The organism is Diaphorobacter sp. HDW4B (genome assembly GCF_011305535.1).
Taxonomy (GTDB): Bacteria; Pseudomonadota; Gammaproteobacteria; order Burkholderiales; family Burkholderiaceae_C; genus Diaphorobacter_A.
Window position 1 is genome coordinate 2,817,663 of the sequence record NZ_CP049905.1, and the last position, 18,938, is coordinate 2,836,600.

Below are 18,938 nucleotides of genomic sequence, written 5' to 3' on the forward strand. Positions count from 1 at the left end.
CGCTCGGGTCCTTTACTGGGCAGCCGCAGCAGCGGGCTGAACGCGCACCAGATCGCCGTCGTTCAGGAAGGCACCGCCGCGCGCGACGACGGAGGCATCGGGCTTGAGGCCCGAAGTGATCTCCACCGTCTCGCCCGTGCGCTGGCCGGTCTGTACGCGCAGCATGCGGACCTTGCTGTCCTTGGTGACCTCGAACACGCTGCTGAAACCGTCGCGCACGACGAGGGCTGCAGCGGGCACGGTGATCGCATTGCGCTGGCCGAGCGCGAATTCGCCGCGCGCGAACATGCCGGCGCGGATGTCGGCATGCGCGGGCAGATCGACGTAGACGATGGCGTTGCGCGTCTGCGCGTCCACGGTCGGCGCGATGGTGCGGACCTTGCCTTGCACCTGCGCGCCACTTGCCGCGGTGACGTTCACTTCGCCACCCACCTTGATGCGCGGAAGCTCGCTCGAAGCGACCTCGGCGCGCCATTCAAGTCGGCCCTTGCGCACCATGCGGAACAGCTCGGTGCCAGCACCGAGCACCGCACCCACGGTGGCGGTGCGCGAAGAAATCACGCCGCTGTCGGGGGCCAGCACGGTGGTGTGCTTCATGCGCAGTTGCTGCGCGTTGAGCATGGCTTTGGCAGCTTCGACGCGGGCCTGGCTGGTCTGCGCGGCGGTGGTGTATTGCTGGATCTGCTGGGCGCTCAACGCGCCGGATTGGCTGAGCGTGCGCGCACGTTCGGCATTGGCCTGCGACTCGGCGGAGTTGGCCTGCGCTTCGAGCAGATTGGCGCGTGCCTGCGCCACATCGGCCTGTATGGTTTCGCTCGCGAAGGTGGCGAGCACCTGTCCGGCTTTCACCGTGTCGCCTACGTTCACGCGCACGTCGGTCAGGCGCAGGCCGTTGCTTTCCGTGCCGATGCTGGCTTCCTGCCACGCGGCGATGTTGCCGTTGGCGGGCAGGCGGGCCGCGAGGTTGGCCGCAGTGGGCTTCACCGTGGACACCGTGAGCGCGGGGCGGGGCTCGCTGGCTTTCTTGTCGTCGGCGGCGCGCGAGTCGGTGCTCGGCACCAGCGCACCCGCTGTGCCGAGCAGGGCCACGAGAGCCAGCGAGACGGCGGAAAGAGAAAGCTTGAAATTCAGAGAGAGAAAGCGCGACATGGCAAATCGGTGGGTTGATCGGTTAACGCGTTTCATGGCAAATCATTGGGGCTGGCGGGCGGTCTGTGCGTCGGCGACGGGTTCCTGCGCGTTCGTCAGGTCCCAACCACCGCCCGCGGCGCGGTAGAGCTGAATCCATGCGGCCATGCGTTCCTGCTCCAGCGTGACCAGTGCGAGCTCGGAAGCGAGCGCCGTGCGGCGCGCGTTCTCCAGATCGAGCTGGCTGGCCAGACCGCCGCTCCACAGCGCCTGCGTGGCGTCGAGCGAGCGCTTGTAGCCATCGGCGGCGTTCTGTGCGTCGGTGCGGCGTTCGCTGGTGCTCGCCAGTTTGGTGAGCGCTTGTTCGACCTCGCTCACCGCTTGTCGCACCTGTCCGCGATAGCTCACCGCTGCCGCGTCGTAGCGCGCCTTGGCGGCGGTGACCTGCGCGGCGCGGCGGCCGCCATCGAGCAGCGGCAGCGACACGGCGACCGGGCCGATCGTCCAGATGTTGCTGCTGCCGCTCATGCTGCCGGTGCCGACGTACATGCGGCCAATCGAGCCGCCCAGCGTCAGGCGCGGATAGCGCTCGGCCTCGGCACTGCCGACCTCGGCGCTCGCGGCGGCCACTTCGCGCTCTGCGGCGAACACGTCGGGGCGCTGGGTGATGGCCTTGGCGGGAATGCTGTCCACGGTGAACAGGTTCTCGGGCAGCGCAGTCGCAGGTGTCTGCGCGAGTGCGGTGCGCAGTGCGGCTTCAACGCGGCCGGTCAGGGCGACCAGCGTCTTGATGCCGATGTCGCACTGCAATTGCTGCTGCGTTGCGCGCACCCGGCCATCGGAAAAACTGGCGGCTGCCAGCGCCGCGTTGGCCGGTGCGGTGAAGCCCGCGCGTTCGCTTTCCCTGGAAAGTCTGGCGGTCTGTTCGCGCGATTTCACATCGTCCTGCAGCACGCCCACCTGCCGCGCGCAGTAGCGCCAGCCGGTGTATTGCAGCGCCACTTCGGCGGCGACGGAAACGCGCGCATCATGCCACTGCGCGCGCGAGCCTGCAAGCCGTTCGCGCGCCGCATCGGAGGTGGCGGAGTTTCTGCCGAACAGGTCGATCTCCCAACCTGCCTGAACGCCGATCTGTGCGGTGTTGGCCAAGCCTGAGGTCTGCTGGTTGAAGCCGCGGCTGGCGCTGCCTTGGGCATCCAGCGTCGGCAACAGTGCGGCGCGCGCGGCGACCTGGGTGGCGCGGGCTTGCTCGAATTTCGAGCGGGCCTGTGCGATGGTGGGGCTGGCGGTCTGTGCTTCGTGGATAAGTGCGGCAAGCAACGGGTCGCCCGTGCCGCTCCACCACGTTTCGAGCTGACGCACGCTGCCGCCGTGCGGAAGCGGCGCATGCCATTGGGCGGGCAGTGGCGCCTCGACCTGCGCGGGCGGGCGCTGAACGGCGCAGCCCGCCAAGGCCAATGGCAACGAGAGAGACAGAGCCAGATGCTGCAAGCGAATTCGCGGCATGGATGAGACGTCTTGTGAGTCAAGAAGTGCGCCCTCGTGAGGCGACTTCGGAATGGGAACGGTCTGGCGTGCGCGGGGTGGAAAATCAGGGATGGGTCCCATCCATTCGGGGATGGATCCATCCATGGGCGCGCAGGTTCGCTGGACCGATGAGCGATGCATTAAAGCATGAATGCCATGCAATTTTCCAGCGCGCGAGCACCTGCCTTGGGGCATCGCAGAGAGAGCGTCAACGGGTGCGAGGCTTTGTGAGTGAGGCGCGAAAGCGGCGCCTCACTTCACTGTGGCACAAGGCCGTCTTCAGGCGGTGAAGACGGCGTTCCAGAGCGCCAGAATCGCATCGCGTTCGGTGACGAGTTCGTCGTCCGGCACGCGCGTGGGTTCTTCGTTCAGGCGTGCGCGGTGCTGCACATGGCGCAGCGTGCGATATGCGTTGGCAGCGTTCGCGCCCACGCCCACAGGCAGCAGGCCGACGGCTTCGGCGCGTTGCAACAGCGCGATGTTGCCGACGTTGTCGCGCAGGCCGGGATGGGCGTCCGACTGCGACAGCACCAGGTACTGCACGGCGAACTCGGCATCGACCATCGCGCCGTGGCTGTGCTTCACATCGAACTCGCCATGCGGCACGGGATGCGCGCTGCGCACGCGGTCGCGCATGGTGACGATTTCATCGCGCAAGGACGCACTGTCGCGCGGCGCGGTGATCACGGCCTCGCGCACGGCGTCGAAGCGCTCGCGCAGATGCAGCCCGCCGTGCGGTTCGTCCTTGACGATCGGGTTGCCCTGGTCGTCGAGCGGCACGAGGTCTTCGGTGCCCAGCACGAAGCGGGCGCGCGTCATGGCCTGATGTTCCCAGGTCCAGGCGGTGTTGCTGCCGCGCTTGGTCTGGTAGTCGGCATAGGCCTGAAAGCGCGTGACCAGCAGGCCCGAGTTGCCATTGGGGCGCAGCGCGGTGTCGATCTCGAACAGGTCGCCTTCACCGGTCTTCACCGACAGCCAGTTGACCAGCTTGCGCACGAAGGCCGCGTAGATTTCGGACGCGTTCTCGTCGTCGTCATCGAACACGAAGACGATGTCGAGATCGCTGCCGTAGCCCAGTTCCTTGCCGCCGAGCTTGCCGTAGCCAATGATGGCGAACTGCGGTGTCTCGCGGTGCTTGTTCTTCAGGCGCGACCAGCACCAGCGGGCGGTCACGCGCAGCACGCAGTCGGCCAGCGCGGACAGGTCATCCGCGACTTGCTCGACCGTGATGCGGTGCTCCACGTCGCGTGCCAGCGTGCGGAAGGTTTCCGCATGGTGCGCGCGGCGCAGCAGATTGAGCAGGTTTTCGTCGTCGTCCTCGCCGGTCGAGCGCAGGGCGGCCAGACGCAGTTCCAGTTCATGCTCGAAGTCGGCAGGCACGAAGCGTTCGGACATCAGCGCTTCGCTCGCCAGCTCGTCGATCACGCCGGGGTGCTGCAGCATGTAGCGCGCAGGCCATTTGGCCGAGCCAAGCAGATGCAGCAGATGCTCGTGCACCGAAGGGCGCTCCAGCAGCAGCGCCAAGTAGCTTTCGCGGCGCAAGAGCGGCTCCAGCCATTCGACAAAGCGCACGGCGGCGGCTTCGTCGGTCGTGCCTTCGCCGATCCAGCGTGCGGTGCGCTGCGTGAGTCGGTACAGACGGGCACGTGCTTCATCGCGCAGCCCTTGCACGCGCTGGTTGGTGCGCCAGTCGGACACGCGCTCGCGCATCTTGGGGGGCAGTTGTTCGATCAACGTGTCGAGTTCAGGCGCAGGTGTGGCCGTGCCGGCAGCACGTGGGCCGCCGCAGTTGCCGCCAGCGCATTTCTTCTTCTCGGCCTCGCCGCCGAGCAGCGTGTCGAACTCCTGAGCGACCAGCTCGCGGTGCGTGTCCAGCTCCTTGAGGAAGTCGCTGCATTCCACGCCCATGGTGCGGCCGATCCAGCACAGATCGTCGTCGGACGTGGGCAGCACATGGGTCTGCTGGTCGTCCAGATACTGAATGCGGTGCTCGACCTTGCGCAGAAACACATAGGCGCGGGCGAGCGCATCGGCCGTTTCCTGCGGCATGAGTCCGGCGCGGGCCAGGCGCTGTAGCGCTTCCAGCGTGGGGCGGCAACGCAGCTCGGGGAACTGGCCGCCGCGCACCACCTGCAGCAGCTGCACGGTGAATTCGATCTCACGAATCCCGCCGCGCGAGAGCTTCACGTCGTTGGCGCGTTCGGGGTGACCGGCGCTGCGTTTGGACGCGTGATCGCGGATCTGGCGATGCAGCGAGCGCAGCGAATCGAAGACGTTGTAGTCCAGATAACGGCGGAACACGAATGGCAGCACCACGCCGCGCAGCGCCTGCACGTTGGGTGTCGACAGGCACGAACGCGGCGCGACGACACGGCTTTTCAGCCAGGCAAAGCGTTCCCACTCGCGGCCATGCACGAGCAGATATTCTTCGAGCGCCGTCAGCGACACGGCCGATGGGCCGGAGTTGCCGTTGGGGCGCAGCGCGAGATCGACGCGGAAGACGAAGCCATGCTCGGTCGTCTCGCCGACCAGGTTGTAGATGGCCTTGACCGCGCGGGCGAAGTATTCGTGGTTGGACAGCTTGCCGCGCCCGTCGGGCAGGCCGGCGGTTTCGCCGTCGTGTTCGTAGACGTAGATGAGGTCGATGTCGCTCGACACGTTCAACTCGCGCGCGCCGAGCTTGCCCATGCCGATCACCCAGAGCTGCACGGGCTCGCCGTTCGGGCCCAGCGGTGCGCCGTGGCGGGTGTCCAGATCGGCACGTGCAGCGATGCAGGCGCGGTCCAAGGCCAGTTCGGCCAGATGCGTGACGGGCAGGCAAATGTCTTCGAGCGGAGCCTGCTGTTCGCAGTCCAGCCGGATCAGCCGCTCCATCACGAGCTGGCGCAGGATGCGCAAGGCCGCGCCCAGATCATGGCCTTTGGCGATGAGGGCATCGCAGGTCTCGGCCATGGTCTCGCGTGTGGGAACACCGGCAGGCAGCAGGGCCATTTCCGATTCGTAGCGCCGGTGCAGGCGCTGGAAAAAGCGGGAATGGTCTGCGAGATGGCTGGTGCCATCGATGGGGGTCAAATCTGAGGAGGGCTTCTGCATTTCAGGCTGGCGCAAGGCGCACTGTCACAGCATGAGTGCAACCGGCATTCGCTGCCTGGCTGTACATCACGACACCATCTGTGCGAAACCTCGGGCGACAGGGCGGGTCATAATTCCATACATATTGACCTCCCGCCATGACCGAGCAGCCTTCCCCTCCCTCACGCCTGCTGCATTTTCTTGCAGGGTTCGCGCGATGGTCGCTGGGGCTGCTGCTCGCTTTCTGGCTACTGGTTGCTGTCGCCTGGGGCTTGCTGCACGGCTTCATTGTGCCGCGTATCGGAGAATTCCGTCAGCAGGTACAAACCCAAGCCGAGAAGGCCTTGGGGGTACCCGTGCGAATCGGCGGTCTGGCCGCGCAAAGCGAGGGTTTGATACCCACTTTGGAGCTGTCCGACGTCCAACTGCTTGACCCCATGGGCCGTGAGGCATTGCGCCTGCCGCAGGTGGTGGTAGCGGTGTCGCCGCGCTCGCTTTTGCGTTGGGGATTCGATCAGCTCTACATCAAGGCCCCCGAACTCGACGTGCGGCGCGACGAATCCGGGCAGATCCACGTGGCCGGTCTGCCGATCACCGGCAGCGCGGGCGGCGACGACAACGCGGCGGCCGACTGGCTGTTTTCGCAGGGCGAAGTCGTCATCCTGCACGGCAAGGTGCGCTGGACCGACGAGCTGCGCGAAGCGCCGCCGCTGGAACTCACCGACGTCAACCTGGTGTTGCGCAACGGCGCGTGGCGACACCGCATGCGACTCGATGCCACGCCCCCCGAAGGCTGGGGCGAGCGCTTTTCGGTGCGCGGCGAGTTCCGCGAGCCGATCTGGTCGACCGCAGGCGGCAACTGGCAGACCTGGAGCGGCCAGATCTATGTCGACCTGCCCAATGGCGACGTGTCGCGCCTGAATGAATATGCCGACCTCGGTGCGCTCACCGTGGGCGAAGGCGAGGGCGCGGTGCGCGCCTGGGTCGATGTGCGGCGCGGCAAGATCACCGGCGGCGTGGCTGATGTGGCGCTCAAGCAGGTGCGTGCCACGCTGGGCAACAAGCTGGAGCCGATCTCGCTCGATTCGGTGAAAGGCCGCGTCGGCGCGCAGCAGTTCGACAACGGCTTCGAGATCAGCGTGGAGCATCTCTCGTTCGTGGCCGACGATGGGCTGAGCTGGCCCGACACCACGCTGTTCTTCCGCCAGACCGGTGCCGATCCGCGCAATCCGTCCCTCGAACAGGGCGAACTGCGCGCGAGCCAGTTGAATCTCGCGGTGCTCGCGCAGATCGCCGACCGCCTGCCGCTGGGCGATGCGGTGCACAAGCCGCTGCGCGACGTCGCACCGCGTGGCGTGGCCCGCAACGTGCAGGCGACCTGGCACGGCCCGCTGAGTTCGCCGCGCCAATACCAGGCCAACGGGCTGATCGAAGACCTGTCCATGGGCAGCTCGGCCAAGGGGGAACCTGGCAACTCCATGCCGGGCATCTCTGGTGCACGCGTGCAGTTTGCACTCACTCAGGCAGGCGGCAACGCGACGCTGGCGGTGAAAGATGGTGCACTGGTGTTCCCCGGCGTGTTCGAGGAACCGGCGATTCCCATGCAGCAGTTGTCGGCCAACGTGAACTGGCAGATCGATGGCGAGCGTCTGGCGGTCGATGTGCAGAACGCCAAGTTCGCCAACGCCGATGCAGCGGGCGAAGCGCGCGCAAGCTGGCGCACCGCCGATCCGCGCAAGTCGTCGTCGGGCTCGCGCTTTCCGGGCGTGTTCGATCTGTCGGGCACGGCCTCGCGCGCCGACGGCACGCGCGTGCACCGCTATCTGCCGCTCGGCATTCCCGAGCACACGCGCCACTACGTGCGCGACGCCGTCAACACGGGCGTGGCGACCGGCGTGCAATTCAAGGTCAAGGGTGACCTGCACGACTTCCCGTTCAGCAAGCCGGGGCAGGGCGATTTCCGCATCGCCGCGCAGGTCAAGAACGTGAACTACACCTATGTGCCCACCTCGCTGCAGGCAGCAGGCGAGCTGCCCTGGCCGCAGCTCACGGGGCTGTCCGGCGAGCTGGTGTTCGACCGCTCGACCATGCAGATCAAGAACGCCAACGGCACGCTCGGCGGACTCGCGCAGGTCAAGGTGCGCAATGCGAATGCGGAGATTCCCGACCTCAACCATCCCGTCGTCGGCGTGGATGCGAACGCGCTGGGGCCGCTCGCCGACATGCTGGGCCTCGTGCGCAAGTCGCACATCACGCAGCTCACCGAACACGCGCTTGATCAGGCGGTGGTGAGCGGCAATGCCGAACTCAAGCTGCAGCTCAGCCTGCCCATCGATCACATCAACGACTCCAAGGTGCAGGGCAATGTGAAGCTGGTCGGCAACGATGTGCAGTTCACGCCCGATGTGCCGCAGGTCACGCAGGCGCAGGGCTCGGTGCAGTTTTCCGAAACGGGCTTTTCGATTGTCGGCGTGCAAGGCAAGGCGCTGGGCGGTGACGTGAAGCTCGAAGGTGGCATGCGCTCGCAGCCCAATCAGCCAGCGGGGCAAAGGTCGAGTTCGTCGCTGGTGCAAGTGCTGGCGCAAGGCACGGCCAGTGCCGAAGGTCTGCGCGCTGTGGCACCTGCGGGTCCGCTCGCTGATCTTGCCAGCCACGCGACGGGCACGACGCCGTATTCGGTGCAGGTCGGCATTCGCCGTGGCGTGCCCGAGCTGTTGGTCAACGCGTCGCTGCAGGGCATGGCCATCGACTTGCCCGCGCCGCTGGGCAAGACCGAGCAGACCTTGATGCCCGTGCGCTTCGAGACGCAGCTCACGCAGGCATCCGTCGATGCGGGCAACGGCGCGCCGCTCGTCGAGCAGTTGAAGGTGGACGTGGCCAACGTCGGCGGCGTGCATTACGTGCGCCAGTTGGGCGAGCAGAACCAGCCGGGCAAGGTGCTGAGCGGTGCCATCGGCGTGGGCTTGCCGACCGGGCAGGCGCTGCGTCTGCCGGAGTCGGGCGTGACGGCCGAACTGGTGCTGGGCGATGTGGATGTCGGCCCGTGGCAGGCACTGGCCAAGGCGGCTGAGGACAAGCAGAGCACCGCGCCCGCCCATCCCGAACTGCAGGGCTACCAGCCGTCGCGCATCAACGTGCGCGCCAAGTCGCTGGCGTTTGGCGGTCGCGTGCTGCACCAGGTCGATGCCAGCGTGACGCGGCAAAAAGACCTCTGGCGCGTGAACGCCAAGGCCGATGAACTGAGCGGGTTGATCGAATACCGCCTTGCGAGCGATTCCGTGCCCGCACCGGGGCTGATCTACGCGCGGCTCGATCGGCTGAAGATGCCCGAATCGCATGACGATGGTGGCACAGCCAGTGATCTGCTCGACGACGAGCCGCGCACCTTGCCCGCGCTCGACATCGTCGTGCAGGACTTCGAAATCCACGACCGCAAACTCGGTCGCATCGAAGTGCTGGCGCGCAACGCCAACACCAGCGACGGTCGCCGCGAATGGCGGCTGGCGCATTTGAATCTCGTCACGCCCGAGGCCACCTTCACGTCGAGCGGCAACTGGGCGCTGTTGGGTGGAACCGGCGCGAATGCCGAGCGCCGCACGGTGATGAATTTCGAGCTTGATGTGCGCGATTCCGGCGATCTGCTCGCGCGCTTCAACATGCCGGGCGTGGTCAAACGCGGCAAAGGCAAGATGACCGGTCAGGTCGCGTGGATGGGCGCGCCGCTCTCGCCTGACTATCCCACGATGACCGGCCAAGTGCATGTGGACATGCAGGCGGGCCAGTTCCTGAAGGCCGATCCGGGGCTCGCCAAGCTGCTCAGCGTGCTCAGCCTGCAGTCGATTCCGCGTCGCCTGACGCTGGACTTCCGCGATGTTTTCAGCGAAGGTTTCGCCTTCGACTTCGTGCGCGGCGACGTGCGCATCGAACGCGGTCTGGCCACCACCAACAATCTGCAGATGAAGGGCCTGAACGCCGCGGTGCTCATGGAGGGCAAGGCCGATCTGGAAAAGGAAACGCAGGACCTGCGCGTCGTCGTGGTGCCCGAGATCAACGCGATGACCGCATCGCTGGTCGCCACGGCGATCAATCCGGTGATCGGCTTGGGCAGCTTTCTCGCGCAGGTGTTCCTGCGCGGTCCGCTGATTCAGGCGGCCACGCAGGAATTCCGCGTCGACGGCACCTGGTCCGATCCGCGTGTGGAAAAGGTCAAGCGCAGCAAGGCCGCGACGGACGCAGCGACCAAGGCCGTGACCGGCTCTTCCGGCGCCTCCGGCACTGTGGGGCAGGCTGCTGAAGCCAAGCAAGAGAAAACAGGAGAGACGCAATGAAGATCGCAGCGATTCAAATGGTCTCCGGCACCGTGCTGGAAGCCAATCTCGCCACCGCCCGCAAACTGCTCGAAGAAGCTGCAGCGCGCGGCGCGGAGCTGGCCTGTCTGCCCGAATATTTCTGCGTGATGGGCCATAAGGACACCGACAAGCTCAAGCTGCGCGAAGAGCCGGGCAAGGGCCGCATCCAGCAGTTTCTTGCGGATGCCGCGCGCGAGCTGAACCTGTGGATCGTCGGCGGCACGTTGCCCCTGCGTGCGCCCAGCGACGACCATGTCTACAACACCACGCTGGTGTATTCGCCGCTGGGCGAATGCGTGGCGCGCTACGACAAGATCCACCTGTTCCGCTTCGACAGCGGCAACGAGCACTACGACGAGGCGCGCGTGATTTCGCCCGGAACTGAGCCGGTTCGATTTACCATCACGGCCCGCGATGGCTCGGCCTGGCGCGTGGGGCTGTCGGTCTGCTACGACCTGCGTTTCCCCGAGCTGTACCGCGCGCATGCCCGCGCCGGGGCCGATCTGCTGCTGGTGCCGAGTGCCTTCACCTTCGTCACCGGCAGCGCGCATTGGGATGTGCTGCTGCGCGCGCGGGCGGTGGAAAATCTCGCCTACGTGCTTGCGCCCGCGCAGGGCGGCGTACACGAGAATGGCCGCCGCACCTGGGGGCACAGCATGCTGGTCGATCCCTGGGGCACGGTGCTGGCGCAGCGCGCACAGGGTGAGTGCGTGGTGATCGGCGCGCTCGACCATCGCCAACTGCGCGAGATGCGCGCGCAACTGCCCGCGCTCGATCACCGGGTCTTGTAGTCGACATATTGGACTGCTGCATGCCACGCACGGAAGGCAGGCGGCGTCAGGAAATTGGGATGGAATGGAAAACGTGACGCAGGCCCCCGGGTCGATGCCATCGTCGGCGGATGCTGTCGCTTCGGCCACGGCCTCTGCGGCCTTGGCTGGCGACGATGCGTTGCCGCAATGGCAACTGCACCGCTGGCACAGCGCATGGCGTCGCTGGTCGCTGTGGACGCTGCTGGTGGTGCTGGTTGCCAGCATGCTGATCACGCTGGTGTGGCTGGCCGGTCGCTACGAGGCCAGTCAGGTGCAGTCGCGTGTGGAGCGCGATGCGGCCGACGCGGTCTCGGATATCCGCATCGCGTTTGCGCACAACGTGCAGAACATGCAGTCGCTGCAGATGGGCGAGCCCGATCTGGCCAACTGGGAAAACCGCGCGAGCGAGCTGCTCAACGCGCGGCGCGAACTGGTGCGCCTCGAATGGCGCGACGCGCAGCTCAAGGTGCGCGCGCATGCTGAGTCGCCGTTTCGCCCGATGAACTGGGACCCGGCGGACGGCAGCAACAGCATCCATTCCGACATGAACCTCTCGTGCACCAACGCGCGGCGCGTGGGCGGACCTTCGTATTCGAGCAGCTACTTCCAGCCGCTGCCCAACGGCATGGGCTCGGAGATGATGGAGCTGTGCCTGCCGCTGATGGACGATGGCCGCGTCACCGGTTTTCTGATCGCCACCTACTCGCTGCAGACCGTGCTGGTCGATCTGGTCGCGCCCAGTCTGCAGCGCGGCCAGGAGGTGTCGTTCACCGAGGCCGACGGCACGCGCCTGGCCGTGGTCGGCGCGATGCGGCGCGGCACGCGCATGTTCACCGCGCAGCAGTTGTTCGACCTGCCGGGCACCACGCTGATTCTGCGGCTCGACAGCTGGCATGCCGCGCCCAGTGTGTTTCCCAACGTGCTCACCGCGCTGGTCACGGCCATGTCGATTGCGCTGGTGTCGGTGCTGATCGTGCTGGTGCGCGACAACCGCCGTCGCCTGCGCGCCGAGCGCGATCTGGGCGAGGCGCTGGCGTTTCGCAAGGCCATGGAGGACTCGCAGGTCACGGGCCTGCGCGCACGCGATCTCGATGGCCGCATCACCTATGTGAACCCCGCGTTCTGCGAGATGGTGGGCTTCACCGCCGACGAGTTGATCGGCCACACCAACCCGTTGCCTTACTGGCCACCGGAACTGGCGGGGGAGTACAGCGCGCGTCAGACGGTGCGCATGTCGGGCCAGCACATTCCGCCGCGCGAGGGCTATGAATCGATCTTCATGCGCAAGGACGGCACGCGCTTTCCGGTGATGATCTACGAGGCTCCGCTGATCAACGCGCAGGGCCTGCACACCGGCTGGATGGGCTCGTTCCTCGACGTGAGCGAGCAGCGCCGCGTCGAGGAAATCTCGCGCGCCTCGCAGGAGCGCCTGCAGGCCACGGCGCGTCTGGCCACGGTCGGCGAGATGGCGTCGTTGCTGAGCCACGAACTGAATCAGCCGCTCGCCGCCATTTCCAGCTACGCCTCCGGCTCGCTCAATCTGCTGCAGACCGAAGCGCCCACGGCCAGCCCACCTTCGGAGAATCTGGCCGATGTGCGCGTGGGCATCCAGCGCATTGCGCAGCAGGCCGAGCGCGCGGGCAAGGTGATCAAGAGCGTGCACGACTTTGTCCGCCGCCGCGACCAGTCGCGCGAGGACGTCTCGGCGCAGGACCTCGTCGACGCCGTGCTGCCGCTGATCCGCCTGCAGGCGCACAAGCTGCGCGTGCACATCCAGATCATCATCGAGCCTGAATTGCCCGAGATCTACTGCGACCGCACCATGGTCGAGCAGGTGCTGCTCAACCTCGCGCGCAATGGCATGCAGTCCATGGACCATCCCGACATCCAGCCGCGCGTGCTTGAAATCCGCGTGCGCCGCGCGGCATCGAATGCGCAGAACAAGTGGCTGGAATTCTCGGTCAGCGACATGGGCGCAGGCATCGCCGATGATGTGGCAGCACGCCTGTTCACCCCGTTCTACACCACGCGCGCCGAGGGCATGGGCCTTGGCCTGAGCCTGTGCCGCACCGTGGTCGAGCAGCACGGAGGTTTTCTCGGACACGCCGCCCGCGAGCCTCGTGGTACGGTATTCACTTTCACTCTCCCTGCATTTCAACCAGAAGCCGCCTGATGGAACCCGTCTCCAACGCCACCGTTTACATCGTCGATGACGACGCCGAAGTGCGCGAGGCACTCGCCTGGTTGCTGCGCTCGCGCCGTGTGCCGAGCGAAGCCTACGACAGCGCCGAATCCTTCGAACTGATGCTCAGCGAACGCCTGCCGCAACGCCAGCCCTGCTGCCTGCTGCTGGATGTGCGCATGCCCGGCATGAGTGGCCTCGCCCTGTTCGACCGCATGATCGAGCGCGGCGACGTGGCCGCCATGCCGGTGATCTTTCTGACCGGCCACGCGGATGTGCCCACGGCCGTTGCCACCGTCAAGCGCGGTGCTTTCGACTTCTGCGAGAAGCCGTTTTCGGACAACCAACTGGTCAACCGGATTGAAGCGGCGCTGGAGCAGTCGGCGGCCTATCTGGAGGCGTCCAAGGCCAAGCATCAGGTGAAAGATCGGCTCGGTGAACTGACCGACCGGGAGCGGGATGTCATGCGGCTGGTTGTCGAAGGGCTGCCCAACAAGCTGATTGCGGATCAGTTGGATATCAGTGTGCGGACTGTGGAGGTGCATCGGGCGCGGCTGTTTGACAAGATGCAGGTGAAGTCGGCTGTGGAACTGGCAAATTTGTTGCGCGATAACGCGTGATTTTTTTCTTTGCCTCTTGGTTGAGGGCGGAGGCCGGGTGTTCGCCCCGGCGGGCGAGTAACTTTTTGCTTGCGCCAAAAAGTCACCAAAAGCGCGCTTTTGAATACCCACGATAGAACTCACTTTGCGCCGTAGGCGCGCCGTTCGGGCAACTATCGTGAGTCAGACCAAAAGCTGGGGAGGGCGCTGCTGCACTCTGCGGTGCAGCAGCGTAGGCGCGAGCATCGCGACGGAATGATCTTGGTTGTCGCGCGGGTCGAGTCGAATCTCACATCAAATTCGTCACAGCGCTTATGCCCAGGCATCTCGCGCAGACGCGAGATGCAGCACGAGCAACGCGAAGTGCCGTGACATACCTCTTATGAAAAATCTGACTCACGATAGTTGCCCGAACGGAGCGCCTTTGGCGCGCAGTGAGTTCTATCGTGGGTATTCAAAAGCGCGCTTTTGGTGACTTTTCGCGCGCTAGCGAAAAGTTACTCGCCCGCCGGGGCGAGACCCGGCCTCCGCCCTCAAAAATCTCACAAAAAACAAAAAGCGCGAACCCCGCAAACAAGGCCCGCGCTCTTCACAAAACAGAAAAACACCTCCCCAGCAATCTTTGCTGAGCCCTCCGGCAAAGAAGGGTCAAAGGGGACGTCGCCTCAGATTACCCCTGACGCTGCCCCACGTAGATCTCAACGCGGCGGTTCTTGGCACGGCCTTCGTTGGTGTCGTTGGTCGCAATCGGTTCCCGTTCGCCACGGCCTTCGACCTGGATGCGAGAGCCGTTCACGCCGTGCGAGGTGAGGTAGTTGCGGGTGCTGGTGGCGCGGTCGAGCGACAAGGGGTTGTTGATGGCGTCCGTGCCGGTCGAGTCGGTGTGGCCGACGATGCGCACTTCCGTTTCTGGGTTGTTGCGCAGGCCTTCGGCGAATTTGTCGAGGATGGGCTGGAAGTTGCCCTGGATGTCGGAGCGGTTGGTGGCGAACGAGATGTCGCTCGGGATGTCCAGCTTGAGTTGGTTGTCGGCCGTCTGCGTCACGACCACGCCGGTGCCTTGGGTGGCGGCTTGCATTTCCTGCTTCTGGCGTTCCATGTGCTGCGACCAGAGGTAGGTGCCCAGAGCGCCCACGCCCGCGCCGATCACAGCGCCCGTGCCTGCGTGGCCGCCTGTCATCGCGCCGACGGCTGCGCCGCCAAGTGCGCCTACGCCGGCGCCGGTGGCCGTGCGGCGTTGGGTGTCGCTCATGTTCGCGCAGCCGGTGGCCAGCATGACGGCGGCGAGGCTTCCAACGAGAAGGGTTTTACGCATGGTGATAACTCCTGAAATTCTTGGTGCCCGCGGGTCGCTTGCTGCGACTGGCGGACTGTTTTGCATCAACAAGTAAATGAAGATGGGTCATTGCATTGAACACACAGGCCCGTGGTGGCGGACTCCACGAACCCGAAAGGGCAGAGTAGCAAGCCGTCGTTACAAGGTCTGTAGGACGCATCCGCGCATCCTCCGAGGAGGGCTGCCTGCGAATGGGAGAAGTGCAAAACTGTGTCAAACCCCTGGCGCATCCGATGCGATGGCCGGGATGCAAAAGCCCTCAGTCGGCGCTATCCTTGCGCTCCGGTGCGACACTGGCGCTTGGCGGTTCTCCCTTCTTGCGGCCCGAGAACATTGTCCACCAGACAATGACGACCAAGATGAGCAGCGCCAACAGTGCTTCAATCAAAATCAACACCATGAATTTTCGACTCCTGCGCCTGGTTGCAACGACGCTGATTGTAGGAACGCTCGCGGCCTGTTCGACCAAGCCCCCACAGACCACTGCTCCTTCGACCGATCTGCCCCCGACGTCTTCCTCCACCGTGCCGGAATACCACCCGGTGCCGGGCACGCTCAATCAAGCCAAGAGCCGCTGGGTGCCTGTGGAATGGAATGATCTGCCGGGCTTCTCCGACGATTCTCTTTTCGAGGCCTGGAACGCCTGGCTGCGCAGTTGCGAAAAGCCCGCTCCGGCCTTTGCTCCGCTCTGCGCCGACGTGCGCCGCCTGTCGATCGCCAATGGCGAAGAGCAGCGCAACTGGATGATGAACAAGCTGCGCCCCTATCGCGTGGAAGGCAACGACGGCAAGGTCGACGGCATGCTCACCGGCTACTACGAGCCGTTTCTCGACGCATCGCGCACGCCCGGTAACGGCTTCAACGTGCCGCTGTATGCGCCGCCCGCAGACCTCGGCGTGCGCAAACCTTGGTACACCCGCCAGCAGATCGACACGCTGCCTGCCGCGCAGGCCGCCTTGCAAGGCAAGGTGCTCGCCTGGGTGCGTGATCCCGTCGAAGCCATGGTGCTGCACATTCAGGGCTCGGGTCGCATCCGCGTGCAGGATGCAGACGGCACGGTGCGCGTGACGCGTCTGGCCTTCGCCGGCACCAACGATCAGCCGTACAAGAGCATCGGCAAATGGCTGCTCGATCAGGGCCTCGTGCGCGATGCGACTTGGCCCGGCATCACCGCATGGACCGTGCAGAACCCGCAGCGCGTGAACGAACTGCTCTGGGCCAACCCGCGTTATGTGTTCTTCAAGGAAGAGCAACTGAGCCCCCTCGACGCCGCCTTCGGCCCGCGCGGCGCGCAAGGCGTTCCGCTCACCCCCGGCCGCTCCATCGCCGTGGACCGCGCCAGCATCCCCTACGGCACGCCTGTCTGGCTCACCTCGACCGGCCCGACCGTGCAACTCTCGCGCCTCGTGCTCGCGCAGGACACCGGCAGCGCGATCCTCGGCCCCGTGCGCGCCGACTATTTCACCGGCTGGGGACATGAAGCCGGCGAAGTCGCCGGTCGTTTGAAGCAGAACCTGCGCCTGTGGGCGCTGTGGCCGCGTTGAAAATTCAGGGCTGCTCGTCATGCCAGTGAGCGACAAGGAGCAAGTGCTGAGCTATCTCCAGAGCGTTCTCGAAGGCAGGAACGAGCAGCGTCTCCATCGCTGGCTGCGGGAGAACACGGTGTCGCTGCGGGCGTTGTTGTCTTCGCCCGATGTCGCGAAACTCAAATTCAAACCCATCGAATTTGCGCGCAGCCTGCTTGCCAGGCATTCGGTGGCCTATGTGGAAAACCCCGCGCGCATACAGCGCGAGATGCATCTGCTGGGATTGGGCGAAGACTGCTTCGACGAAACGGGTGAGCTGCGCCCGGATTATTACCAGTGGGTTTTCGACGGACTGTTCTGCGAATTTCTGGCTGGGGATGAGCAGCGTGGTCGGAAGCGGATCACGCAGTACCTGTGCGAGCATCAGGACGAGGGCCAGCCATTGCTTGCCGAGCCTCTTGAGGATCTGCTGTTGTTTGCCGAGCGCGAATTTGCATGGCAACCGGATCTTGCGCGCGCCATCGTGTCGACGATGGCGGCGTTTTTCGAGGATCAGGAAATCAGCATGCAGGAAGTGGACCGGGTGGCGGCCAAGTTGCTGGGCTGATTGATTGCCTCGCGCTCGCCTGTTCGCCTATTCGATCTCCACCACATACCGCGTGACCACCGGCGGGTTCTCGCCGACGTGAAACGCTAGGCGGCGGTCGCGCAGTGCCATGTCCGCATTGGTCGAGCGATCAAAGCGGCGCAGATGCTCCACCCATGACTCGTCCAGAATCCGCTCCACATAACGGCGTGGGTCGGCGATGTCGTGTTCCAGTTCCCAGTGCAGCGCGCCTTGCTGCAGGCGCGTGCGGCGGCTTTCGCGCATGACGGCGCGGAATTCCTGGGCGCGGGCCGGGTCGATGAAGTATTCGATGGTCACCACCAGATGCAGACCCGCCTCGGGCGTGGTGCTGGCGTTCGGGCGGATCAGCGTGCGCGCGGGGCTCAGGTCTTCCTCGGGCTGGCGGTTGCGCACCACGCGCAGGACCAGGAACATGATGACCACGCCCGAGACAGCGGCGATGGCCAGGCTGATGTGCACGCTGAACATCGACGCCACCTGTCCCCAGAGCGCGGCACCGGCGGCGGTCGCGCCCATGATGCACATCTGGTAGATCGACATGCCGCGCGCGCGCACCCAGTTGGGCAGCACGAGCTGGGCGGCGACGGTCAGCGAGTTGGCCGTCGTGATCCACGCGGCACCGGCCAGCACCATGGCGGGCACGGCGATGTAGACATTGGGCGCAAACGCGACCACGGCGGTGGCGACGGCCTGCGCCACCGTGCCGTAGCGCACCAGTTGGTCGAGCGTCATCAGTTGCCGCAAGCGCGGCAGGAACATGGCCGAGCCGATGGCACCCGCGCCCATCGAGGCGAGCAGCAGCGTGAAGGTGCCCGCGCCGCCTGCTTCGAGTTCGCGTGCGACCAGCGGCAGCAGGGCCATCAGGGCTGTGGCGTGGAAGAAGAAGATCGAGATGCGCCAGAGCACGGCGCGCATGGCGACGGACTCGCGCACGAAGGTCACACCCACGCGCATGGCGCTGGTCAGGCGCTCGCGGCCCAGTGGGTTGTCCGGGTGCACGCGGCGCCAGCGCATGATGGTGAAACCGGCAATCAGCGACAGCACGGCGTTGAGCACGAACACCCAGTGGCTGCCGGCACTGGCGATGACGGCTCCGGCCACCAGCGGGCCAATGATGCGCGAGGCATTCATCGCCACGCCGTTGAGCGCGAGTGCCGCAGGCAGTTGCTGACGGCTGACCAGCTCCGGCACGATGGCGGCGAACACCGGCCAGCGCATGGCCAGCCCAATGCCGTTGGCGAACGTGAGCGCCAGCAGCAGGTGCGCCGTCATCCCGCCGCTCATGACGGCAACGCACAGCACGGCGGCCACACCGGCCACCCAGAACTGGGTGATCATGAAATATTTGCGGCGATCCAGAATGTCCGCGAGCGCCCCGCTGGGCAGGCCCAGCAGGAACACGGGCGCGGTCGATGCCGTCTGCACCAGCGCCACCAGCACGGGCGAGGTGGTCAGCGTGGTCATCAGCCACGCGGTCGCCACGTCGTTCATCCACATGCAGGTGTTGGCGACGATCCAGGTGGCCCAGAGCATGCGGAACACGGGCACGGACAGCGGTGCGAACGGCGACTGCGCAGCCCGCTCGGCCGCGCCGCGCTTCAGTTCGGCGGCGGCAGCGGCTTCGGCCTGATCGGCCTGCTCGCTGTTCTTGTTCGAGGTGGACTGATCGTCGTCAGGAGTGGGCGCGGTGTCGTGGGGAAGCTGTGGCGGCATGTCGTCTGGATTGTCACTTTGTATTTATCTGAATCCGAGTTTGCACGCCAATTGATTTTCCGCAAT

At 65.6% G+C, this 18,938-nt stretch carries 12 protein-coding genes; 6 read left to right on the forward strand and 6 right to left on the reverse strand.

Going from position 1 to position 18,938, the window contains the following annotated elements; translation table 11 throughout:
- Nucleotides 1-12: 12 nt before the first annotated feature.
- The 3 genes from G7048_RS12920 to glnE form a co-directional block, all read right to left on the reverse strand.
- On the reverse strand, nucleotides 13-1,149 hold the full coding sequence (locus tag G7048_RS12920) for an efflux RND transporter periplasmic adaptor subunit (protein WP_166070949.1): 1,137 nt from the start codon (nucleotides 1,147-1,149) through the stop codon (nucleotides 13-15).
- Between the two features lie 42 nt (nucleotides 1,150-1,191).
- Nucleotides 1,192-2,634 (reverse strand): efflux transporter outer membrane subunit, encoded by a 1,443-nt coding sequence (locus G7048_RS12925; protein WP_166068532.1) that lies wholly within the window; start codon nucleotides 2,632-2,634, stop codon nucleotides 1,192-1,194.
- Between the two features lie 300 nt (nucleotides 2,635-2,934).
- Complete coding sequence (glnE, locus tag G7048_RS12930; RefSeq protein WP_166068533.1) at nucleotides 2,935-5,748, reverse strand: bifunctional [glutamate--ammonia ligase]-adenylyl-L-tyrosine phosphorylase/[glutamate--ammonia-ligase] adenylyltransferase; 2,814 nt, start codon at nucleotides 5,746-5,748, stop codon at nucleotides 2,935-2,937.
- A 137-nt stretch (nucleotides 5,749-5,885) separates the two neighbouring features.
- Between glnE and G7048_RS12935 the strand changes: the two genes are divergently transcribed.
- From G7048_RS12935 to G7048_RS12950, 4 genes are all read left to right on the forward strand, one after another.
- Nucleotides 5,886-10,055, forward strand: a complete 4,170-nt coding sequence (locus tag G7048_RS12935; RefSeq protein WP_166068535.1) for a YhdP family protein — start codon at nucleotides 5,886-5,888, stop codon at nucleotides 10,053-10,055.
- Nucleotides 10,052-10,867: a carbon-nitrogen hydrolase family protein gene (locus G7048_RS12940; protein ID WP_166068536.1), complete on the forward strand. Its 816-nt coding sequence runs from the start codon at nucleotides 10,052-10,054 to the stop codon at nucleotides 10,865-10,867. Before G7048_RS12935 ends, G7048_RS12940 begins: the two co-directional genes overlap by 4 nt.
- 64 nt (nucleotides 10,868-10,931) lie before the next feature.
- Complete coding sequence (locus G7048_RS12945) at nucleotides 10,932-13,061, forward strand: nitrogen regulation protein NR(II) (protein WP_371747533.1); 2,130 nt, start codon at nucleotides 10,932-10,934, stop codon at nucleotides 13,059-13,061.
- Nucleotides 13,061-13,690: a response regulator transcription factor gene (locus G7048_RS12950; protein ID WP_166068537.1), complete on the forward strand. Its 630-nt coding sequence runs from the start codon at nucleotides 13,061-13,063 to the stop codon at nucleotides 13,688-13,690. Before G7048_RS12945 ends, G7048_RS12950 begins: the two co-directional genes overlap by 1 nt.
- Nucleotides 13,691-14,339: 649 nt before the next feature.
- On the opposite strand, the gene G7048_RS12955 is transcribed toward G7048_RS12950, so the two are convergent.
- Nucleotides 14,340-14,984 carry an OmpA family protein gene (locus tag G7048_RS12955; RefSeq protein WP_166068538.1) on the reverse strand — a complete coding sequence of 215 codons (645 nt, stop codon included), beginning with the start codon at nucleotides 14,982-14,984 and terminating at the stop codon, nucleotides 14,340-14,342.
- Between the two features lie 280 nt (nucleotides 14,985-15,264).
- Nucleotides 15,265-15,405: a hypothetical protein gene (locus G7048_RS28465; RefSeq protein WP_240932970.1), complete on the reverse strand. Its 141-nt coding sequence runs from the start codon at nucleotides 15,403-15,405 to the stop codon at nucleotides 15,265-15,267.
- Here G7048_RS28465 and G7048_RS12960 point away from each other — a divergent pair.
- Complete coding sequence (locus tag G7048_RS12960; RefSeq protein WP_240933323.1) at nucleotides 15,338-16,549, forward strand: murein transglycosylase A; 1,212 nt, start codon at nucleotides 15,338-15,340, stop codon at nucleotides 16,547-16,549. The two genes, G7048_RS28465 and G7048_RS12960, sit on opposite strands and share 68 nt — an antisense overlap.
- Nucleotides 16,550-16,592: 43 nt before the next feature.
- Nucleotides 16,593-17,138, forward strand: coding sequence for a hypothetical protein (locus G7048_RS12965; RefSeq protein WP_166068540.1), 546 nt, complete (start codon nucleotides 16,593-16,595; stop codon nucleotides 17,136-17,138).
- A 27-nt stretch (nucleotides 17,139-17,165) separates the two neighbouring features.
- Here the strand turns inward: G7048_RS12965 and G7048_RS12970 are convergent, their stop codons facing one another.
- Complete coding sequence (locus G7048_RS12970) at nucleotides 17,166-18,872, reverse strand: MFS transporter (protein WP_166068541.1); 1,707 nt, start codon at nucleotides 18,870-18,872, stop codon at nucleotides 17,166-17,168.
- Nucleotides 18,873-18,938 lie beyond the last annotated feature (66 nt).

Coding starts and splice junctions, on each gene's coding strand:
- G7048_RS12920 (WP_166070949.1), bottom strand. CDS start 1,149: ATGTCGCGCTTTCTCTCTCTGAATTTCAAGCTTTCTCTTTCCGCCGTC.
- G7048_RS12925 (WP_166068532.1), bottom strand. CDS start 2,634: ATGCCGCGAATTCGCTTGCAGCATCTGGCTCTGTCTCTCTCGTTGCCA.
- glnE (WP_166068533.1), bottom strand. CDS start 5,748: ATGCAGAAGCCCTCCTCAGATTTGACCCCCATCGATGGCACCAGCCAT.
- G7048_RS12935 (WP_166068535.1), top strand. CDS start 5,886: ATGACCGAGCAGCCTTCCCCTCCCTCACGCCTGCTGCATTTTCTTGCA.
- G7048_RS12940 (WP_166068536.1), top strand. CDS start 10,052: ATGAAGATCGCAGCGATTCAAATGGTCTCCGGCACCGTGCTGGAAGCC.
- G7048_RS12945 (WP_371747533.1), top strand. CDS start 10,932: ATGGAAAACGTGACGCAGGCCCCCGGGTCGATGCCATCGTCGGCGGAT.
- G7048_RS12950 (WP_166068537.1), top strand. CDS start 13,061: ATGGAACCCGTCTCCAACGCCACCGTTTACATCGTCGATGACGACGCC.
- G7048_RS12955 (WP_166068538.1), bottom strand. CDS start 14,984: ATGCGTAAAACCCTTCTCGTTGGAAGCCTCGCCGCCGTCATGCTGGCC.
- G7048_RS28465 (WP_240932970.1), bottom strand. CDS start 15,405: ATGGTGTTGATTTTGATTGAAGCACTGTTGGCGCTGCTCATCTTGGTC.
- G7048_RS12970 (WP_166068541.1), bottom strand. CDS start 18,872: ATGCCGCCACAGCTTCCCCACGACACCGCGCCCACTCCTGACGACGAT.